The organism is Streptomyces tailanensis, from assembly GCF_008386495.1.
GTDB classification, from domain to species: Bacteria; Actinomycetota; Actinomycetes; order Streptomycetales; family Streptomycetaceae; genus Streptomyces; species Streptomyces tailanensis.
The window spans coordinates 1-18,138 of the sequence record NZ_VTHJ01000092.1 but is presented as its reverse complement, the minus strand read 5'-3'; the positions used below and the strand labels follow the sequence as shown (position 1 = coordinate 18,138).

18 protein-coding genes are annotated in these 18,138 nt (G+C 71.6%); 12 read left to right on the top strand and 6 right to left on the bottom strand.

Features of this window, described 5'->3' with window-relative positions; all coding sequences use genetic code 11:
- Window positions 1-35 precede the first annotated feature (35 nt).
- Window positions 36-746, top strand: a complete 711-nt coding sequence (locus F3T56_RS41925) for a tRNA-dependent cyclodipeptide synthase (RefSeq protein WP_216373076.1) — start codon at window positions 36-38, stop codon at window positions 744-746.
- Between the two features lie 11 nt (window positions 747-757).
- Window positions 758-2,962, top strand: coding sequence for a heavy metal translocating P-type ATPase (locus tag F3T56_RS41920; RefSeq protein ID WP_216373075.1), 2,205 nt, complete (start codon window positions 758-760; stop codon window positions 2,960-2,962).
- Between the two features lie 83 nt (window positions 2,963-3,045).
- Here F3T56_RS41920 and F3T56_RS41915 read toward each other — a convergent pair whose 3' ends face one another.
- The 4 genes from F3T56_RS41915 to F3T56_RS48895 all read right to left on the bottom strand — a co-directional run bounded on the left by F3T56_RS41915 (window position 3,046) and on the right by F3T56_RS48895 (window position 6,148).
- Window positions 3,046-3,690 carry a class I SAM-dependent methyltransferase gene (locus tag F3T56_RS41915; protein WP_246204471.1) on the bottom strand — a complete coding sequence of 215 codons (645 nt, stop codon included), beginning with the start codon at window positions 3,688-3,690 and terminating at the stop codon, window positions 3,046-3,048.
- 129 nt (window positions 3,691-3,819) lie between these two features.
- A complete protein-coding gene (locus F3T56_RS41910) occupies window positions 3,820-4,077 on the bottom strand; it encodes a heavy-metal-associated domain-containing protein (protein WP_246204469.1) in 258 nt (85 codons plus the stop codon).
- Window positions 4,074-5,222 carry an urease accessory protein UreH domain-containing protein gene (locus F3T56_RS41905; protein WP_149830740.1) on the bottom strand — a complete coding sequence of 383 codons (1,149 nt, stop codon included), beginning with the start codon at window positions 5,220-5,222 and terminating at the stop codon, window positions 4,074-4,076. The genes F3T56_RS41910 and F3T56_RS41905 overlap by 4 nt, the downstream gene beginning before the upstream one ends.
- A gap of 764 nt (window positions 5,223-5,986) precedes the next feature.
- Complete coding sequence (locus tag F3T56_RS48895) at window positions 5,987-6,148, bottom strand: SHOCT domain-containing protein (protein ID WP_246204467.1); 162 nt, start codon at window positions 6,146-6,148, stop codon at window positions 5,987-5,989.
- Between the two features lie 458 nt (window positions 6,149-6,606).
- Between F3T56_RS48895 and F3T56_RS46690 the strand changes: the two genes are divergently transcribed.
- From F3T56_RS46690 to F3T56_RS41870, 8 genes are all read left to right on the top strand, one after another.
- On the top strand, window positions 6,607-6,747 hold the full coding sequence (locus F3T56_RS46690) for a hypothetical protein (RefSeq protein WP_172639406.1): 141 nt from the start codon (window positions 6,607-6,609) through the stop codon (window positions 6,745-6,747).
- A 15-nt stretch (window positions 6,748-6,762) separates the two neighbouring features.
- On the top strand, window positions 6,763-6,990 hold the full coding sequence (locus F3T56_RS41895) for a hypothetical protein (RefSeq protein ID WP_149830739.1): 228 nt from the start codon (window positions 6,763-6,765) through the stop codon (window positions 6,988-6,990).
- A 238-nt stretch (window positions 6,991-7,228) separates the two neighbouring features.
- Window positions 7,229-8,461: a copper resistance CopC/CopD family protein gene (locus F3T56_RS48890; RefSeq protein WP_246204465.1), complete on the top strand. Its 1,233-nt coding sequence runs from the start codon at window positions 7,229-7,231 to the stop codon at window positions 8,459-8,461.
- Window positions 8,413-9,198 carry a hypothetical protein gene (locus F3T56_RS48885; RefSeq protein WP_246204463.1) on the top strand — a complete coding sequence of 262 codons (786 nt, stop codon included), beginning with the start codon at window positions 8,413-8,415 and terminating at the stop codon, window positions 9,196-9,198. Before F3T56_RS48890 ends, F3T56_RS48885 begins: the two co-directional genes overlap by 49 nt.
- Before the next feature lie 73 nt (window positions 9,199-9,271).
- On the top strand, window positions 9,272-10,135 hold the full coding sequence (locus F3T56_RS41885; RefSeq protein ID WP_149830738.1) for a F510_1955 family glycosylhydrolase: 864 nt from the start codon (window positions 9,272-9,274) through the stop codon (window positions 10,133-10,135).
- A gap of 36 nt (window positions 10,136-10,171) precedes the next feature.
- Entirely contained in the window at window positions 10,172-10,930 is a 759-nt protein-coding gene (locus F3T56_RS41880) for an AbgT family transporter (protein ID WP_246204461.1), read from the top strand.
- A gap of 47 nt (window positions 10,931-10,977) precedes the next feature.
- Entirely contained in the window at window positions 10,978-12,132 is a 1,155-nt protein-coding gene (locus F3T56_RS41875; RefSeq protein ID WP_149830737.1) for a M20 family metallopeptidase, read from the top strand.
- Window positions 12,133-12,330: 198 nt separating this feature from the next.
- Complete coding sequence (locus F3T56_RS41870; RefSeq protein ID WP_172639405.1) at window positions 12,331-13,197, top strand: hypothetical protein; 867 nt, start codon at window positions 12,331-12,333, stop codon at window positions 13,195-13,197.
- Between the two features lie 17 nt (window positions 13,198-13,214).
- Here the strand turns inward: F3T56_RS41870 and F3T56_RS41865 are convergent, their stop codons facing one another.
- A complete protein-coding gene (locus F3T56_RS41865) occupies window positions 13,215-13,469 on the bottom strand; it encodes a hypothetical protein (RefSeq protein ID WP_149830735.1) in 255 nt (84 codons plus the stop codon).
- A 113-nt stretch (window positions 13,470-13,582) separates the two neighbouring features.
- Here F3T56_RS41865 and F3T56_RS41860 point away from each other — a divergent pair, with 113 nt between their 5' ends.
- Together F3T56_RS41860 and F3T56_RS41855 are read left to right on the top strand one after the other, a co-directional pair.
- A complete protein-coding gene (locus tag F3T56_RS41860; protein WP_149830734.1) occupies window positions 13,583-15,106 on the top strand; it encodes an ABC transporter substrate-binding protein in 1,524 nt (507 codons plus the stop codon).
- A gap of 6 nt (window positions 15,107-15,112) precedes the next feature.
- Complete coding sequence (locus F3T56_RS41855) at window positions 15,113-16,873, top strand: ABC transporter permease subunit (RefSeq protein WP_149830733.1); 1,761 nt, start codon at window positions 15,113-15,115, stop codon at window positions 16,871-16,873.
- Window positions 16,874-17,044: 171 nt separating this feature from the next.
- On the opposite strand, the gene F3T56_RS41850 is transcribed toward F3T56_RS41855, so the two are convergent.
- Window positions 17,045-18,043, bottom strand: coding sequence for a group II intron maturase-specific domain-containing protein (locus tag F3T56_RS41850; RefSeq protein ID WP_246204492.1), 999 nt, complete (start codon window positions 18,041-18,043; stop codon window positions 17,045-17,047).
- Window positions 18,044-18,138 lie beyond the last annotated feature (95 nt).

The window sequence follows — 18,138 nt, the reverse complement described above, 5'->3', positions numbered from 1 at the left end:
ACCTTGTCCTAAGGGCAAGGTTTTAGCGTCCGGTCATGAGCACAGATCAAGGCGACGGCTGTACGGCCGCGATGGCGGTGACACCGCTGAGCGGCCGGTGCGCCGAAGTCATCGAGCGGGCCGAGCACGCCTGCTTCGGGATCAGCCCGTTCAACAGCTACTTCTCTACGGCGCGGATCCGCGAGCTGGCGGCGTGGGGGCTGGAGCGGTTCGAGCGGGTGGACTTCTTCGTGCCGGACGTACCGAGCACGTTCACCTTCGAGGCGCTCGGGTACGCCCCCGAGAAGGCCGCATGGAAGGCGCGCAGACAGGGGCAGTACACCCGCAACAAGATCGTCACCGCGCTGGGTTCGCTCGGCCTGGCCGATGCGGACCAGCGCGTGCTGGGCTGGGCCGAGCTGGAGAGCAATACGGCGTTCGGCCGCCTCCACGACAGCGGACTGTGCTGGTACGACGAGGACGCGGACTTCCGCGACGCCTGCCGGGAGGCCACCGGGTGGGTGCTGGCCGGGAAGTTGCCCGCCGGGCAGGCGCCGGACGAGGAACAGGTCGAGCACGCGGTGCGCTACTTCCTGGCCGAGTTACCGCTGTTCATCGACACCCCGGCCATCGTCGGCGCCGGAACATCCGTGTTCTGCTACCACCAGCCGCCAGCTGTGCTGCGCCGCCTGTACGGGGGTGAGCTGAGCTGGCGTCCTGCCGCCGGGCAGGGCTTCGCCGTTGTGGCACCGGCCGTACGACACTGACAGTGAAAGGAATGCCTGCCATGGCCACGACCACACACACCGACGCCGGGCTCATAGAACTGGTGATCACCGGGATGACCTGTGCCTCGTGTGTGGCGCGGGTCGAACGGAAGCTGGGCAAGCTGCCCGGGGTGAGCGCCACGGTGAACCTCGCGACCGCGACCGCGCACGTCACGCGGGAGGACCCGGCCATCGAGGCGGCGGAGCTGATAGCCGCTGTCGAGGCCATCGGCTACGGCGCCGAGGTGGCCGGGAATGAAGCCCCGGCCGCAGGGGAAGAGGTGGTCGACGCCGAGGAGGCGCACGTCGCCGGGCTGCGCCGCCGCCTGGCCGGCTCGGCGCTGCTCGGGCTGCCCGTGGTCGTGGTGTCGATGATCTCCGCTCTGCACTTCCCGGGGTGGGAGTGGGTGGCGCTGGCTCTGGCGACTCCGGTCGTCGCGTGGGGCGCGTGGCCCTTCCACCGGGCAGCGGCCCTGAACCTGCGGCACGGGTCGGCGACGATGGACACCCTGGTGTCGCTGGGTGTGCTGGCCGCCTACCTGTGGAGTGCCGGGACGCTGGCCCTGGGCGGGGAGCACCTGTATCTGGAGGTCGCCGTCGTGCTGACGGCCTTCCTGCTGGCGGGCCGGTTCTTCGAGGCACGGGCCAAGCGGCGGGCCGGGGACGCGATCCGGGCGCTGATGGACCTGGGCGCCAAGGACGTCGCCGTGCTCCGCGACGGAACCGAGGTACGGATCCCGGCGGAGCAGCTGGCGGTCGGGGACCTGTTCGTCGTACGGCCCGGGGAGAAGATCGCCACGGACGGTGTGGTCTTCGAAGGCGCGTCGGCGGTGGACGAGTCGCTGCTGACCGGGGAGAGCGTGCCGGTGGAGGTCGAGCCCGGCTCGGCGGTGACCGGCGCCACCGTCAACAGCCACGGACGGCTGACGGTACGGGCCACGCGCGTCGGCGCGGACACCAAGCTGGCGCAGATCGCCGCGCTGGTGGAGCGGGCACAGACCGGCAAGGCGGCGGTGCAGCGCCTGGCCGACCGGATCTCCGCGGTCTTCGTGCCGGTCGTCATCGCCCTCGCTGTGGGCACCTTCACCGTCTGGCTGCTGACCGGAGCTCCGGCCGCTACTGCCCTGACCGCGGCCATCGCCGTGGTGATCATCGCCTGCCCCTGCGCGCTCGGGCTGGCCACGCCGACCGCGCTCATGGTCGGCACCGGACGCGGCGCCCAGCTCGGGCTGCTCATCCGCGGGCCCGAGGTGCTGGAGTCGACCCGGCGGATCGACACCGTCGTGCTGGACAAGACCGGCACCGTCACCGAGGGCAGGATGCGCCTGGTCGACGTCGTACCGGCCGATGGCGAGGACCAGCAGGAGGTGCTGCGGTTGGCGGGCGCCCTGGAGGACGCCAGCGAACACCCGATCGCCGCCGCCATTGCCAGCACCGCGCGCGAGCGCCTCGGCTCGCTGCCCGCCGTGACCGGCTTCGCCAGCACCCACGGCAGGGGGGTGACCGGGCAGGTCGAGGACCGTACCGTCCGCGCGGGGCGGGCCGCGTGGCTGGAGGAACACGGCCTGGTGCTGCCCGAGGAACTTGCCCGCGTACGGAAGGAGGCCGAGGCCGAGGGCCGCACGGTCGTCTTCGCCGGCTGGGGCGGGCAGGTGCGCGGCGCGCTGGTGGTCGCTGACACCGTCAAGGCGACCAGCGCCGAGGCGGTCGCCGACCTCAAGCGGCTCGGGCTTACTCCGGTACTGCTGACTGGCGACAACACGGCGGCGGCCCGGGCGGTCGCGGCCGAGGTCGGCATCGAATCGGTGATTGCCGAGGTCCATCCCGAGGACAAGGTCGCCGAAGTCGAACGTCTCCAGCAGGCAGGCCGGGTGGTGGCGATGGTCGGCGACGGCGTCAACGACGCGGCCGCCCTCGCCCAGGCCGACCTCGGCCTGGCCATGGGCACCGGCACCGATGCGGCCATCGCGGCATCGGATCTGACCCTGGTACGGGGGGACTTGCGGGCGGCGGCGGATGCGATCCGGCTGGCCCGCCGTACCCTTCGCACGATCAAGGCCAATCTGTTCTGGGCCTTTGCCTACAACGTCGCCGCGCTGCCGCTCGCCGGGCTCGGCCTGCTCAACCCGATGATCGCCGGAGGAGCGATGGCCTTCTCCTCGGTGTTCGTGGTCTCCAACAGCCTGCGGCTTCGCCGCTTCCAGCCGCTGCGCTGAGCCCTGCGGGAAAGGGGGACGCCGGGCCCTGACTCCGGCGCCCCCCTTCGGCGTGCTCAGCGGCCCGCCCACCCGGCCGTACATCACCCGTCGGCGGATCCGGGGGCGGGCTTGCGGGCGGCGAGGCGTTCGACGATGCCGAGCGTGAGCCGGTCCCGCTGCTCGATCTCCAGTCCTTCCGCCTGGACGCGCCGCAGCGGTCGGCGCATGAAGTGCTCCCCGCCGAGCGGGACGGTGACGAGTTCGAAGAGTCGCTGGATCGCGCGGACGGGCCAGGCGGAGCTCGCGATGTGGTCCAGCAGCAGGAGCCGGCCGCCGGGCTTGAGCACGCGGCTCATCTCGGCCACGGCGCGCTGGTCGTCGGGGATCGCGCACAGGGACAGGGTGCACACCACGGTGTCGAAGGCGGCGTTGGGGAACGGCAGGGCTTGGGCGTCGCCTTCGCGCAGGTCTGCGGAGCGGCCGAGCTCGTCGGCGCGGTGTCGGGCGATGGCCAGCATCTTGGGGCTCCACTCGATGCCGGTCAGCCGGACGTCGGGAGGGTAGAAGGGAAGGTTCAGCCCGGTGCCGATGGCGACCTCCAGGACGTCGCCGGTGGCCTGCGAGCCGACCCACCTGCGGCTCTCGCCGAACAGGCTGCGATCGAGGAACCGCATCTGCCGGTCGTAGGAGCGGGCGTGCTTGTCCCAGTAGCGGCGCAGCCGCTCGCTGTTTCTCGGCTCGGGCACGGTGCCATCCTCTCCGCTGCCTGCTTCCCCCGCACGTCACGGATCGGCCCGCCGGAGCCCGGCCGGGAGGATTTCCGGGCCGGGCTGCACGTCGAAACCTTCTCCTCCCCCCTGATAGGCGGTTTTGGGTCAGTCGGCCGGGCGGGCCGTGTAGTCGCCGGCCTGCTGCACCGCCGCGACGAGTGCGGCGGTGTCCACGGCGGCGCCTTCCTCCAGCCGGATGGTGGTACGTCCCGTCTTCACGTCGGTGGTGGAGGAGCGGACGCCGGGGATGTCTTCCAGCTCGTCGTCGATGAGCAGGCCGCAGCTGGAGCAGTGCATGCCCTCGACGAGCAGCACCATCTGGGGACCGGTGTCGGTGTGCTTGGTGCGGCTGAAGAGCTTCATGCCTTGTCTCCCTGGAAGGTGATCTGGCCGGTCTGCATGCCCATGGCGCAGGAGAAGCGAAGCGCGCCGGGCTTGCGGGTGCCCAGGTCGACCTTGGTGTCGCCGTCCCGCTTGACGATCTCCTGGACCCCGAGTTCGGGGATGGTGAAGGCACGGGCGCAGCCGCCGGAGTCCTTGCCGCGCAGCACCAGCGTGGTGGGCACCCCGGCCTTCGCGGTGAAGGAGGTGGGCTCGTAGAAGTCGGTGACGGTCAGGACAATGGTCTGCTGGCCGGAGGCGTCGATACTGACCGGCCCGTCCGATGCCCCCTTACCGCCTCCCGACGGAGCGGGGGCGGCGGCCGCCGCAGGGGTGGAGCCGGTGCTGAACGAGGCCCAGCCGCCGGCCTGGAGGCCCGAGCCGATGGTCCAGGCCGCGACGGCCAGCACCACGATGCCGGTGGCGATGCCCAGGCGGCCGGACAGTGCGCGGCTGGAGCGGCGGAAGAGGTAGCCGAGGACGGCGAAGAGCGGGGCGGTGCCTAGCACGAACCCGGCCATCACCGCCGCCCCGGCCAGCGGGGAGCCGGAAGTGATCGCGACGAGCTCCATCGACAGCGTCACCCCGCACGGCACCAGCACGGTGGCGAAGCCGACCAGCGCCGGGGTGGCCATCGAGCTGGTCCTGGTGCTGCGCCGCACCAGCCGTCCGAAGGAGGCCGGCGGGCGGGGGACGAGCCGGCCCACCGCCTTGACGCCGTAGAGGTCGAGGGCGAAGAGCACCATCAGCGCCCCGGCGATGATCAGCAGCGTCGCCTGCGCCCGGGGACTGGGCTGCAGCGCGGCGCCGAAGATCCCCAGCAGCGCGCCGAGGACGGTGTGGGAGAGCAGCTTGCCGGCGAGGAACGCGCCGACCGGGGCCAGATTCCCGGCCGTCGGCTCCGGGGGCGCGGTGGCTGTCGCGTGCCGGGCCGGGTTCGGGCTCGCGGCGCGGGGCCGCTTCTTGGCGGACGAGGGGGACATACGGGTGGGAACGCGGGTTTGGGCGGGATCGCGGCGGGTGACCGCTCCGGCGAGCAGGCCGCCCTGGACGGCGGCGCACGAGGCGCCACCGGCGAGCAGACCGGTGCTGACACCGGTGATGAGCAAGGTGATGGACGACGGCATGCGTCGTGACTCCTGTTCGGATACGACGGCACGCGCACAGGAACATGGTGTTACGGGCGTGCCGAGGCGGACATGAGGGATGCCGGCATCCCGCGAGGCGGCATCAGAGCCGGCCTCACGGGCGACGACGCCTCACGTCCGTGACACGCACAACCGGTGCGGATCAGGAGGCGGCAGCGCCGGCGGAGGAGCGTTGGGCCGGGCCGCGAGGACCGCTGCGGCCGAGCAGGCAGTCCCTGCGGGCAGAGCGGTCGGTGCCGGCCCCGGCTGGACGTTGTGGGCCAGGGTGGCCTTCGAGGCCGCGCACTGCTGCTCGGCCATTGGGCAGTGCTGACCGTACTGTCCCGAACCGGCCGCCGCCTCTACCGCCGTCGCCTGCCCCGCTGCCCCGGCCCGCATCAGGCCGGAAGAATCGCCGCCAGACGCGGCCGGAGCGGCCATCCCCATCGAAGCCATCGGGCCCATCGAGGAGGGCATCGCCATCGCTGGCCGGGCCAGCCCGGCCAGACAGAACAAGAGTGCGCACACCAGCAGAGGCCCGGACCAGGCCCCAAGCGGCGGCAGCACGCGTCGCGACATGCGCGCCATGCTAAGGCACGCCCACCGGCCGCCCACCCTCAACGCCGCCAGCCAGCTGTGCCGCTCGCCTGCGACACCGGCCAGACAGGCCAGGTCTGGTCATCCAAACAGCGGACCACCGCGGACATGCAGGTCCCTGGCTGAGGCGGACAGCAGCACAGCCAAGGATGTTCGGCCAGAGTGGATCATCTCTGGCCGAGCCCGGACATCCGGCGCAGGTACTCGTCCTCGTCGATCTCACCCGCAGCGTAGCGACGTCGCAGGATGTCCTCGGGCGCCTCGGCATCGGCGGGCCTGCTCGTCGTGTCCTTGCCTGCCGTGTTCCGGATCAGGAGACGACCAGCCACACCAGGCCGATGATGAGCAGCGCCAGAAGGACAAGCCCCACCAGGCCCCGGAGGAGCATCCAGGCGCCCATACCGTCCATCATGCCGCTCATCGATCCATACCTTGCTCTATCGCCTCTTTTCAGAGTAATGCGAGGTGTGCGTATGTAGCTGCAGCGGTGTCATCAGGGCATCGCGGTCGCTTGCGCTCGGCGGTACTCGTACCGGTTCGGGGATCGTCCGTCAGCAGGCACCGGGCGACGGTCGGCACGGCTCTGCGACTCACGCCTCCCTGCTGTTCCCCGGGAGCTGCAAGACTGGGCAACAAACAAGACCGACATTTGTGAAAGAAGCACCTGACTTCACGCTAAACGGCCAAGGCGGACCGTGGCGCTGGCGTGGCGGCTTCCTTGACCTTGCCCCAGGGGGAAGGTTCTAGCGTCGTGGCCAGGGGACGAAGCACCACAGGAGGTCCCGTCATGGCACTGGTGACAGGAGAGGTGTACCGGTGCGGCCAGTGCGGCTGCGAGATCACCGTGACCCAGGGCGCTGCTCCTGGCCGCGGCGGGGAGCAGAACCCCACCTGCTGCTCCGGGCACCCCATGACCAAGGTCCGCTGACCGACGCGCACCACCTTGAGGACCCGCAAGGACAACCTGCTGTACATACTCCCCGTGCTGGCCTGCCCCGTCGGCATGGGTCTGATGATGTGGTTCATGATGCGCGGCAAGCGCCCCGCCGCCGGCCAGCCGTCCCCCAGCACCGCGAAGGAGCAGGAGCTCGCCCGCCTGCGCAAGGAGCTCGAGGCTCTGCGCGGCGAGCAGACCCCGAAGGCCGACCTCCACAAGGGCTCCCCGGCATGACCGGCAGCTGGCTGCCCCTGGCCGTGACCGTGCTCGCCGCAGCCCTGACGTACCTGTGCTGCGTCCGTCCGATGCGCCGGCACGACGGCTGCGGCCCGGCCACGCCCGAGCGCACCGAGAAGAGCGTCGACGAGGAGATCTGCCGCACCCGTGAGGAACTGCGCCTGCTGCGCGCCCGGGCCGCCGCTGAGAGGGACCCCGCGGCCGCGCCCGAACGGGGACCGGAGACCATCAGACCGTGCTCTCCCCCGCCCCACAGGCCGTCCCCGGGGCCTTGCCGCCCCTGCACCGGGCGGCCAGCACACTGTTCGCCGCCCTCGTCCTCGCGCTCGCCGGCCTCATCGGCACCGCCCCGCCCGCCTCGGCACACGCCACACTGCTGTTCACCAGCCCCGCCGCCGACGCGACGGTGGCCGACCCGCCCGCCTCCCTCGTGCTCGTCTTCGACCAGCCCGTGGGCCTCAGCGGGAGCACCGTGCGCCTGGCACCGACGGCGGAACTCGGCACACCCGCGCTCAGCCGCGGCAACCGGACCCTCACCATCCCCGTCCGCAGCCGCCTGGCCGAGGGGGTCCACAGCGTCGACTGGCAGGTCACCGCGCGCGACGGCGACATCATGACCGGCAGCTACCGCTTCGCCGTCGGCCCGCGCACCATCGCTCTCGGCTCCGGGCAGAGCACCGCCGCCAAAGACGCCACCCTCACCACGGCCCTGCGCTGGCTGCTGTTCACCGCCCTCGCCCTGATGCTCGGCGAACGGGCAGCGGGCCGCCTCGCCACCCGCATCCCCGACGCCCCCACCCGCCGACCACACCCCTGGATGCTGCCTGTAGCCCTGGTCGGCTGCGCAGCCGCACTCGCGCTCGCCGCACTCCAGATCGGCGACGGCTCGCTGGCGTCGCTGCTCGACACCCGGCCCGGGGTGCTGGCCGTGGCCGAGGCCGCCGCATTCGCCCTGGCCGGGGTGGCCGTGCTGGTACGCCGCCGCGCCTGGGCCCTCGTTCCGCCGGCCGCCGTGCTGATTGCCGAGGCACTGCGCGCCCACCCGCAGGCCCAACAGGCCGTCGCCGGCCCCGTGCTGACCTTCGTCCACCTCACGGCCGCCGCGCTGTGGGCCGGGACGCTGGTGCGGGTGCTGCGCACCATGGCCGCCTGGCGAGGCGAACGCAACGCCGCCCGTGCGCTGCTGCTCGCCTACGCCCGGCTGGCCGCCTGGCTGTTCGCCGCCGTCGTCGCCACCGGGCTGATCGCCGCGCTGCTCCTCGTCCCCCTCGACGACCTCGCCACCACCACGTACGGCCAGGTCCTTCCTGGGCAAGACCGCCCTGGTCCTCATCGTCGCCGCGCTCGCCCTCGCGGGCCCGCCAACACCTGCGGCGCCCGCAGCGAGTTCCGCAGCGCCCGGCCCGCGCCGAAACCGGCGTGCTCGCCGTCGTCCTCGCCGTCGTCCTCGCCCTGTCGGCCACGCTGACCGTGCTGGCGGTGCCCGCGGACGCCGACCGTCCGCTGCCCTTCGCGCCCCCGGCCGACGGCCCGACCGTCCCCGTCGGCACCCGTGCCGGGGAGATCGGCATCAGCGCCCGCGCCGGCGCCGGCCAACTCGTCGTCGACCTCGCCACGCCCCGGACCGGCGACAGCAGCGGCCCGTCCTACGCGCTCACCGCCACCCTCGCCAACCCGCGCGGCACCACCCGCCCGCTGAAACTGCGCGGCTGCGGCACCGGCTGCTTCTACGCCCCCGTCTCCTGGCAAGAGGGCACCAGCCGCCTCACGCTGACCGCCTCCGCCGGCCAGTGGCAGGGCGGACGCGCCGGACTGACCGTGACCTGGCCGCCCCGCCCGGACGCCGGCCTGCTGCGCGAGGCCGTCGCCGCCATGAAGGCCGTACCACGGTTCACCCTGCACGAACTGGTTACCAGCAACACCGCCCGCGACCTCGGCAACCAGAAAGAACTCCCCCTCACCGGAGCCGACTTCCTCGCCTCCGAGCCGTACGGCAGCGGCACCGCCTCCGTCACCACCCGACTGCCCGACGAGACCGGGCACCGCCGCCTCGCCCTGGCCTACCCCACCGAGCACACCCAGCTCGAACTCACCCTCGACGAGCACGGCCGCATCCTGCACGAGACGATCGCCGCCCCCTACCACCTCGTCACCCGCACCTTCGTCTACCCCGAACCCGACGAGGAGACCAGCCATGACCACTGATAGCCCCTCCTCGCCCGGTGCCCAAAGCGGTGGCACGCCTGCCAGGACCACCAGGACGAGGAAGGTGAAGCAGATGCGGACGTGGCCCCTCGCGGCCACGGCGGTCCTCGCGCTCACCCTGGCCGCATGCGCCAGCGGCAACGGCGGCGCGGGCGATGCCCCGGCGGCATCCCAGCCGACGGTCAGCCACATCCACGGGCTCGGCATCGACCCCGCCGACGACCGGCTCTACGTCGCCACCCACGAGGGCCTGTTCACCCCGGGGAAGGGCGGAACGGCTCAGCGAGTCGGCGACAGTGAGGACGACTTCATGGGCTTCACCGTGGCCGGAGCGAACACGTTCCTGGCCAGCGGCCACCCCGCCCTCGGCGCCGGCGGCCCCGGCAACCGCGGCCTGATCGAGAGCACCGACGCGGGTAAGACCTGGAAGACCCGCTCCCTGGCGGGCGAAGCCGACTTCCACGCCCTCGACTACGCCGACGGCACCATCTACGGCTACGACAGCACAGGCGGCCTGCTGCGCGTCAGCAAGGACGGGACCAAGTGGGAGGACCGCGCGCGCATCGAGGCTCTGGACATCGCCATCAACCCCGACGCTCCCGACACGATTCTGGCCACCACCGCCGAAGGCGTAGCGAAGAGCACCGACGCAGGCGAGACCTTCGCCGCCGGCAAGGCGCCGGTGATGGCCTTCGTGTCCTGGGCGAAGGACGACGCGCTGTACGGGATCGACACCTCCGGCGTCCTGAACCGCAGCACCGACGGCGGAACCACCTGGAAGAAGACGACCACGGTGCCCGGCGGACAGCCCCAGGCGCTCACCGCCGTCAACGCCCGACGGATCCTGGCCGCCACCCAGGACGGCGTCTACGAATCCCAGGACAGCGGCAAGACCTTCACGAAACGACTCACCGTCTCCAGCAGCAGCCCCCACTGATCCGCACAGGGACAGGGATGCCGCCACTCAGCGGCCGTGCCGCTGCCGGGCATGAAGCGGCTGCGGCACGCGGGTCTGGCGCTCCTCGGGTACGCCGTCCTGGTCGTGGTGGCGATGATCCCGCCCGGGGCGCCGCTGCGGGGCAAGGGCGGCAGCATCGTGCAGTCGCCCGTCCTCACCGGTATCGCGGTCGTCCTTGCGATGGCGTTCCTGCTCGTCGGGGCCGTGTACGGGCGGGCCGTCGGCACTGTGCGCACGGGCCGGGACATCCCCGACCACATGGCCAAGGGGCTGCGCGAGATGGCGCCGATCCTGGTGCTGTTCTTCGCCATCTCGCAGTTCCTGGCGCACTTCAAGTGGACCGGTGTCGGCGAGGTGATGGCGATCCGGGGCGCCGATCTGCTCAAGTCGGCCGGCATCACCGGGCCGGTGGCCTTCCTCGGCGTCCTGGCCGTGTGCACGTTGATCAACCTGCTGGTCACCAGCGGTTCCGCCCAATGGGCCCTGGTCGGGCCGGTGTTCGTGCCGATGTTCATGCTCCTCGACATCCCGCCCGAGGTGACCCAGGCGGTCTACCGGATCGCCGACTCGTGCACCAACGCGGCGACCCCGATGAGCGCCTACTTCGTCATGACCCTGGGCGTGATCCAGCGCTACCGCCGCTCGGCCGGCATCGGCACCCTGCTGTCCCTCACCCTGCCGTTGTGCCTGGTCATGCTAGTCACCTGGACGCTGCTGTTCTACGCCTGGTGGGCGCTGGGCATCCCACTCGGACCCGGCGTGCCCGTCCGCTGACCGTCCGTCGACCGTCCGCCGAACTCCGCCCACGAGGAGAGCCGCCTGTGTCCGTCCACCGCATCCAGGCCCTGGCCCGCACCGCCCTGCCCGAGATGACCGACGACCTGCGCACGCTGGTCGAACTCGAAACCCCCAGCAACGACAAGGAGTTGATGGACGCCGGGCTCGCCGCCCTGGAGGCCTGGGCCGGTCGACGGCTCGGCTCGCCCGACGAGCGGCGGCACCACGACGGCGGCCCGCACGGCGACATGCTGGAACTGCTGTACCGGGGCACCTCACCCGTGACCGTGCTGGTGCTGTGTCACTACGACACCGTGTGGCCGGCCGGCACCCTCGCCGAGTGGCCCTTCCACGTCGACGACGACCAACTGGCGACCGGGCCGGGCGTGTTCGACATGAAGTGCGGCCTGGTGCAGGCCGTGTGGGCGCTGAGCCTGCTGCGCCGACTGGGCCTGCCGCGCCCCGCGGTCCGCCTGTTCCTCAACGGCGACGAGGAGATCGGCAGCCCGGCCTCCCGGCCGCACGTCGAGCGGCTGAGCGAGGACGTGGTGGCCACGCTGGTGTGCGAGGCGGCGGCCGGACCCAAGGGCGCGCTGAAGACGGCCCGCAAGGGCGGCGGCATCTTCGAGGTGACGGTGGAGGGTGTGGAGGCGCACGCCGGGCTCGAACCGGAGCGGGGCGCGAGCGCCGTGCACGCCCTCGCGGAACTCGTCACGAGCATCGCCGCGTTGGGCTCACCGGAGCAGGGCACGACCGTCAACGTCGGCGTGATCAGCGGCGGTACACGGGGCAACGTCGTCGCCGGACACGCCCGCTGCGCCATCGACGTACGGATCGCCGTGCCCGCCGAGGCGGCCCGGATCGACGCCGCGCTGGCCGCGCTGCGGCCCGCCGATCCCCGCGTACGGGCCACGGTCACCGGCGGCTGGAACCGCCCGCCGATGGTGCCGAGCCCCGCCTCGGGGCTGCTCTTCAAACAGGCGCAGTCCATCGCCGCCGACCTCGGCTGGACGGCCCACGGCACCTCCGTCGGCGGCGCGAGCGACGGCAACTTCGTCGCCGCCCTGGGCCGGCCCGTCCTCGACGGTCTGGGTGCGGTCGGGGACGGTGCCCACGCCCGGCACGAGCACGTCCACCTGGACCACGTGCCCACGCGCACCGCACTCATCGCGGGGCTCCTGTCGGCATGCGCGACGTAGACAAAGACGTACGAAATCCCGCGGCGTGGCCCGCGCCGGGCGCGGGAAACTGGAGCATGCCTCGCCGAGTGACCCCCAACGCCCGGTTTCGGACCACCTTCCTGGATGCCGTGCGGGAGGGCATTGCCGCAGGGGAGCACCTCGGCGACACCCCCGCGCGGGAACTGCGCGTGTACGGCGACACAAGGCGCGCTGAAGGTGCGCAGGGCCACGGTCAGCGGCTGGGAGTCCGGCAAGACCGAGCCCAGGCCGCCGGAACGCGAGGCGTACGCGTGGCTGCTCGGCAAGCTCGCGGAGCTCTACCCCGCCGACCCCGTCACCACGGCGCCCGTTGAGGGCACGACCGTTCCACCGACGTTCTCGAGCGTTCCCGCCCCGGCTCCGCAGGCGCAGCCTGTGCCCACAGACGCGGCGCCCGAGGCTGCGGCCATGACGACCGCACAGAACGCCAAGACCCGCTCCGCCGGCAACGCCGTGCCTGCGGCGGCCGCGCCCAGTGAGAACTGGCCACGGACCGGCTCGACCTTTGCCGGGGTGTTCTCCCGACCCAGCGCGAGCGCGACGTCCTTGGCCATCACCGGCCCCGACGCCTTCGCGACGATCTCCATGATCCGCCGGTACTCCGGCCTGAGCACCTCCACCCCCCATGCCTTCCTCGCGATCCGGGATCAGCCGTATCCCACCCGCCCCGGGCGTCACCACCACCGGCTCCGGCTCCGGCTCCGGCTCCACGATGCCCGACGGCCGCCGTCCCCCGTCCGTCGCCTCGGCCCACTGCCCGAACACCACCTCGGCCGCCTCCAACCGGCCCAGCTCGGCCTCAATCTCCGCCAGTTCCCCGCGCAGCAGCTCGGCCCGCTCAGCCAGTCGCATCCGCCGCTCGATCGTCCACGTCAGCACGTCCACCATGCGCCTCCCTCCCGTTGCGGAACCTACGAGACGCCTCGGGCGGACCACCTCAGAACCCGCGAACCGGCCCGTGGCAGACGATCACCTGCTAATGATCACGTCCGAGAGCAGCGCGAGCGCGTCAATCTCCACCCACACCAGCGGCCCGACCTGTGAATTGAGGATAAAATCGATCACTCCACGCCGGCCCGCTGCAGGAGGCCGAAGCCGCGGGACCAGGCCAGCAGTTGCCGGTAGCCCTCCTCGGTGGCCGCTCGGACACGTAACGGCAGCGGACAGGAGCCAGGACCGCAGGCCGACGAACACGCCGGTGCATCCGCGGGCGCGGATCCGACGTCCTCGCTGCGCTCGACGCGTTCGTCGCCGCCCGGGCCGAGCAGAGGGTCGGCCTCCCAGGCGAGTGTGGAGGCCCGCTCCCGCGATCTCATCCAGTGGACCCGCGTCGAGTTTGGTAAGCCTTACCTCATATACTCGCCCCCGGCTGCTCTCCGCCGCGTGCCGGCCAGGGTGTGGCCCTCCCTCCCTCTTCGACAGGAACACCATGCGCACCACCCCTCGGGCCCTCCTCGCCGCGCTCGCTCTCTCCCCTCTGCTCGTCGGTTGTTTCGCGTCGGGCGAGGGAGGGACAAGCACCGGAACCGGCGGCGGAGCGGGTGGCCGGCTCAAGGTCGCGCTCGCCGTGCCGCCGGTGCAGGCGCTGTCGCCGTACAGCAACGACGCCACGGTGCTGAGCAAGCTGTCCGTGGCCGAGGGCCTCACCGCGCTGGACCAGAACGGTGTCGCGGCCCCCGCCCTGGCGAAGTCCTGGAGACAGGTCAACGCCACGTCCTGGACCTTCGAGCTGCGCAAGGCCACTTTCCAAGACGGCGCCGAGGTCACCGCCGAGTCCGTCGTGAACGCGCTCGACCACGCGGGGGCCGCCGAGGTCAAGCCACGTGTCCTCAGCGACGTCACCCTGACCGCGAAGGCCGACGACGCCGACACCGTCACCCTCACCACCAAGACCGCCGACCCGGTGCTCCCGCTGCGGCTGGCCAGCCCCGCCCTGGGCATCCTCTCCCCGAAGGCATACGGCAAGGACGGCACTGTCAGCCCGGTCGGTACCGGAACCGGCCCCTTCGAGATCACCGAGCTCACCGGGAAGACCAAGGCCGTTTTGGACCGCTTCGACGGCTACTGGGGTGGCAAGGCCAAGGCGTCCGGCGTCGACGTGATCTGGATCGCCGACGGCACCGCCCGCGCCAACGCCCTGCGCGCCGGTGACGTCGACATCGCCGAGTGGATCCCCACCGCGCAGGCCGAGCTGCTCGACGCCGACACCCGCCACGAGGTGCCCTCGGTCCGGACCGACAGCCTGATCCTCAACAGCCGCAGCGGTATCTTCACCGACGCGACACTGCGCGCGGCCGCCCGCGAGGCCGTGGACGCTTCCGCCCTCGTCGACTCGGTCTTCGGCGGCTACGCCGACCCCGCGCAGGGGCTGTTCGGACCCGCCGTCTCCTGGGCCGCCGACGACCGCGTCGAGGTGACCGGGCGAGCGAAGGCCGCGACCGCCGCCCAGGTGAAGGGGAAGACCAAGGGCAAGACCCTGCGCCTGGCCACCTACACCAACCGCACCGAGCTCCCCGAGGCCGCCAGCGTCCTCCAGCAGCAGCTTGAGAAGGTTGGGTTCACCGTGAAGCAGGACGTGCGCGAGTACACGCAGATGGAGGCCGATCTCCTCGCCGGCGAGTACGACGCGCTCGTCTTCTCCCGGGTGACGCTCCTCGACACCGGCGACGCGGTCGCCTACCTCGCCAGCGACTACACCAGCGACGGCGTCTACAACATCGCCGGTCTGAAGGACGGCAAGGTCGACGAGGCCATCAAGTCCGCCGCCGGCGAAGGCGACACCGAGAAGCGGCAGCAGAACATCATGCGGGCCGAAGCGGAGATCCTGCGCACCGACGCCGTGGTGCCGCTGGTCCACGAGAAGGTTGTCCAGGGCATCGCCACCGATGTCGAGGGAGTTCTCCTCGACCCGCGCGAGCGCTCCCTCGTCGACGTCGACACCCACTTGAAGTAGCGGCGGATGAGCGCCACTTCGGCCGAAGCCGGCCCCGGCCCCTCCTGGTGGCGGGCCGGGGCCGGCCGCGTCGTCGCCGGCACCGTGCTGCTCGCGGCCGTCGCCTTGCTGCCCTGGCTGTCCGGCACCGACCCCGCCATGACCGTGCTACGGGCCCGCTCCGCGGACCAGGATCCGACCCCGGCGCAGCTGACCGCCGTACGCGAGGAACTCGGTCTGGACCAAGGGCCGTTGACCCACCTGCTGCACTGGCTGGGCGGGCTGCCGGGCGGCGACGCGGGCACCTCCTGGGTGTCGGGCGATCCGGTCCTGCCCCAGGTGACCTCCGCCTTCGCGGTCTCCTTCACGCTGATGCTCGGCGCGCTCGTGGTGACGGTCGCGGTCGCCGGGCTGGTGAGCGCCCGCACTCTGTACCTCGGGTCCCGGCGCAGGCTGCGGCAGCGGCAGGCGGGCACCGCGGCCGCCGTACTGGCCGCGCTGCCCAAGTTCCTGCTCGCCTCGCTGCTGGCCACCGTGTGCGGGGTCTGGCTGGGCTGGCTCCCCTCGAGCGGCTGGGAGGGTCCGGCGTCGATGGTGCTGCCGTCGCTCGCCCTGGGGGTGCCGTCCGGAGCGATGATCGGCGGGCTCGTCGAGCAGTCTCTGCCCGCCGCCTTCCAGGAACCGTGGGCGCGCACCTGGCACGCCTTCGCCTTCCCACCCGGCCTCGTCGCCCGCACCGCGCTGCGCCGGGTGCTGGCCGGAGTGCTGCCACAGCTCCTGCCCACCGTCGTGGCCCTGGTCGGCGGCGCGGTCGCGGTGGAGAAGATCTTCAACATCCCCGGGCTCGGCCGGCTCGCCCTGGACGCCGCCGTGGCCCAGGACCTCCCGCCGCTGCAGACCGCGACGCTCGTCCTGGTCCTCCTCGGCGTTGCCGCCGGCCTGCTCCTGCAAGCCCTGCGCCGCGCTCTCCTCGGCCCCGCCCTGCGAGACGGCGCCCTGTCCACCCCGCCCCCGGCGGCCCTCCCGCGACGGCGCTCCACGCGCTGGATCGCCGGAGCATGCGCCGCCGCCCTTCTCGCTCTGGTCGTGGCGGGGCTGCTTCGCGACCCCCTTCGCGTGGACACCGCCGCCCGCCTGCTGCCTCCGTCGCTCACGCATCCGCTGGGCACGGACTCGCTCGGCCGTGATCTGCTGGCCCGGCTGGGCCACGGGGCCCTGCGCACGGCCGGCGTGGCCCTCGCGGTCACCGCGGTCAGTGCGGCCCTCGGACTGCTGCTCGGCATGGCCGGACGGGTGAGCGCGGGCCTGACGGAAGTGGTGTCCACGCTCCCCGCCGTCCTCGCCGGCCTGCTGACGACGGCGGTGACAGGACCATCGGTGTGGGGCGCCGCATGCGCAGTGTGCCTGGTGGGCTGGACCCCGTACGCCGCCCAGACGGCGGCGCTGCTCGAAGAGGAACGGGCCAGCGGCCACCTGCTCGCGTCGATCTCCTTCGGCGCCGGCCGACGCTATCTGCTGCGTCATCACCTCATGCCCGCCGTCCTGCCCGCGCTCCTGCGCAACGCCCTGCTCCGCCTGCCCACCACCGTCCTCGTCCTCGCCTCCCTCGGCTTCCTCGGCCTGGGAGAGCAGCCGCCCACCCCGGAATGGGGCCGCCTCCTCTCGGAGAACCAGCCCTACGGCGAACTGGCCCCCTGGACCGTCCTGGCGCCGGCCTGCGCACTGGTCCTGCTGTCCGTCCTCGCGGTGTCGGGTACGGCTTCGCGAGCCTCCCGCCGCAGGGGCTGACGGGGCACGGTGTGCAGTCACCATCGTCACCGCGGTCAAGCTCAGTGAAGTGCCTTGTCGCAGCAGGTGTGGTCGGGTAGCCGGAGCCCATTGCTGGGCCCCGGCCCCCTCAGAACCGTGCTTGCGCCTCACAGCGCACACGGCTCAAGCAAGCCACATGGGCTCCGCAGGTCAGCAGAGTGATGCGGTCCGTCTGTCGTCGCCAGCATGGTGCTGGCGGTGGCAGTCGGCGTGCACGAGGCGGAGGTTGGTTCGCTCGTCCGAGCCGCCGTCTCGCCGGTAAACGAAATGATGTTTATGGAGCATCTTCTTCGACGCCGCGAACCAGTTCATCCACTCTCGTGGACTGTCCGGTTCGTACTCGGCTCCGGCGATCAACGCCTGTTTGCAGAGAGGGCACACGCCCTTCTGCCTGGCCGCCAGAGTGAGACTCACCTTGTCCATCGGCGGTGGCGTCTTCCTTCGACGGCGATCTGTCCAGTATTGGCCGAGAGCGGGGTCGTCCGGGGACGCTGCTCCTCTGACTGGATAGTGGCGGACGATCTTTGTCCAGGAAAACTTGGGCAGGAAGGTGCCGCTGTCGCGGTCACCGAATACCCATCGGTCGTTCCTGAAATCGTTGTACCTGCCGAAGTACCGGTCGACGACCCAGTACCTCGTTTTCTTCCGGTGGGCACGTATGGCCCATTTAAAGAGAAGCCTCCATAGGTAATTGTCCATCGAGGAGAAGACCTCGGTGGACGACACCGCCCGGTAGTAAGCCGTCCAACCGCGAACGATCGGAACGAGCTTGCGGAGTACGGCCTCAGCGTTGGAACCGCGAAGGCTCCGGACTTCAGTCCGTAGTCGTTCCCGGAGCCTCTTGCAGGCTGCCGTGCTTGGCGTGGTGATCAGCTTGTCCCCGGTCCGGCGAACAGTGAAGCCGAGAAAGTCGAACCCCTGCGAGAGGTGGACGACCTTGGTTTTCTCCTCGTTGAAGCGAAGACCTCTCGGCTCCAGCCAGTCCGTCAGCTGGGCTCTGACCCGGTGCACCTCTGCTTCGTCGTGGCAGAGCACGACGAAGTCATCGGCATACCTCACCAGCACCGGAGTGCCGGGCATGGCTCCGGGCTCACGCCCGGATCGTGCCACTGCGTATTGGCATCCCGCAGCCTGTTCCAGCCTGTGCAAGGCAACGTTCAACAGCAAAGGGCTGATGGGACAAGGCCCAAGGCCGGGTAGTTAGCGTTTTCGCAGGTCACGCAAGCCAGTTGAAGGATTTCTGA

Coding starts and splice junctions, on each gene's coding strand:
- F3T56_RS41855 (WP_149830733.1), top strand. CDS start 15,113: ATGAGCGCCACTTCGGCCGAAGCCGGCCCCGGCCCCTCCTGGTGGCGG.
- F3T56_RS41910 (WP_246204469.1), bottom strand. CDS start 4,077: ATGAAGCTCTTCAGCCGCACCAAGCACACCGACACCGGTCCCCAGATG.
- F3T56_RS41925 (WP_216373076.1), top strand. CDS start 36: ATGAGCACAGATCAAGGCGACGGCTGTACGGCCGCGATGGCGGTGACA.
- F3T56_RS41885 (WP_149830738.1), top strand. CDS start 9,272: ATGCGGACGTGGCCCCTCGCGGCCACGGCGGTCCTCGCGCTCACCCTG.
- F3T56_RS41860 (WP_149830734.1), top strand. CDS start 13,583: ATGCGCACCACCCCTCGGGCCCTCCTCGCCGCGCTCGCTCTCTCCCCT.
- F3T56_RS41865 (WP_149830735.1), bottom strand. CDS start 13,469: ATGAGATCGCGGGAGCGGGCCTCCACACTCGCCTGGGAGGCCGACCCT.
- F3T56_RS41905 (WP_149830740.1), bottom strand. CDS start 5,222: ATGCCGTCGTCCATCACCTTGCTCATCACCGGTGTCAGCACCGGTCTG.
- F3T56_RS46690 (WP_172639406.1), top strand. CDS start 6,607: ATGGCACTGGTGACAGGAGAGGTGTACCGGTGCGGCCAGTGCGGCTGC.
- F3T56_RS41920 (WP_216373075.1), top strand. CDS start 758: ATGCCTGCCATGGCCACGACCACACACACCGACGCCGGGCTCATAGAA.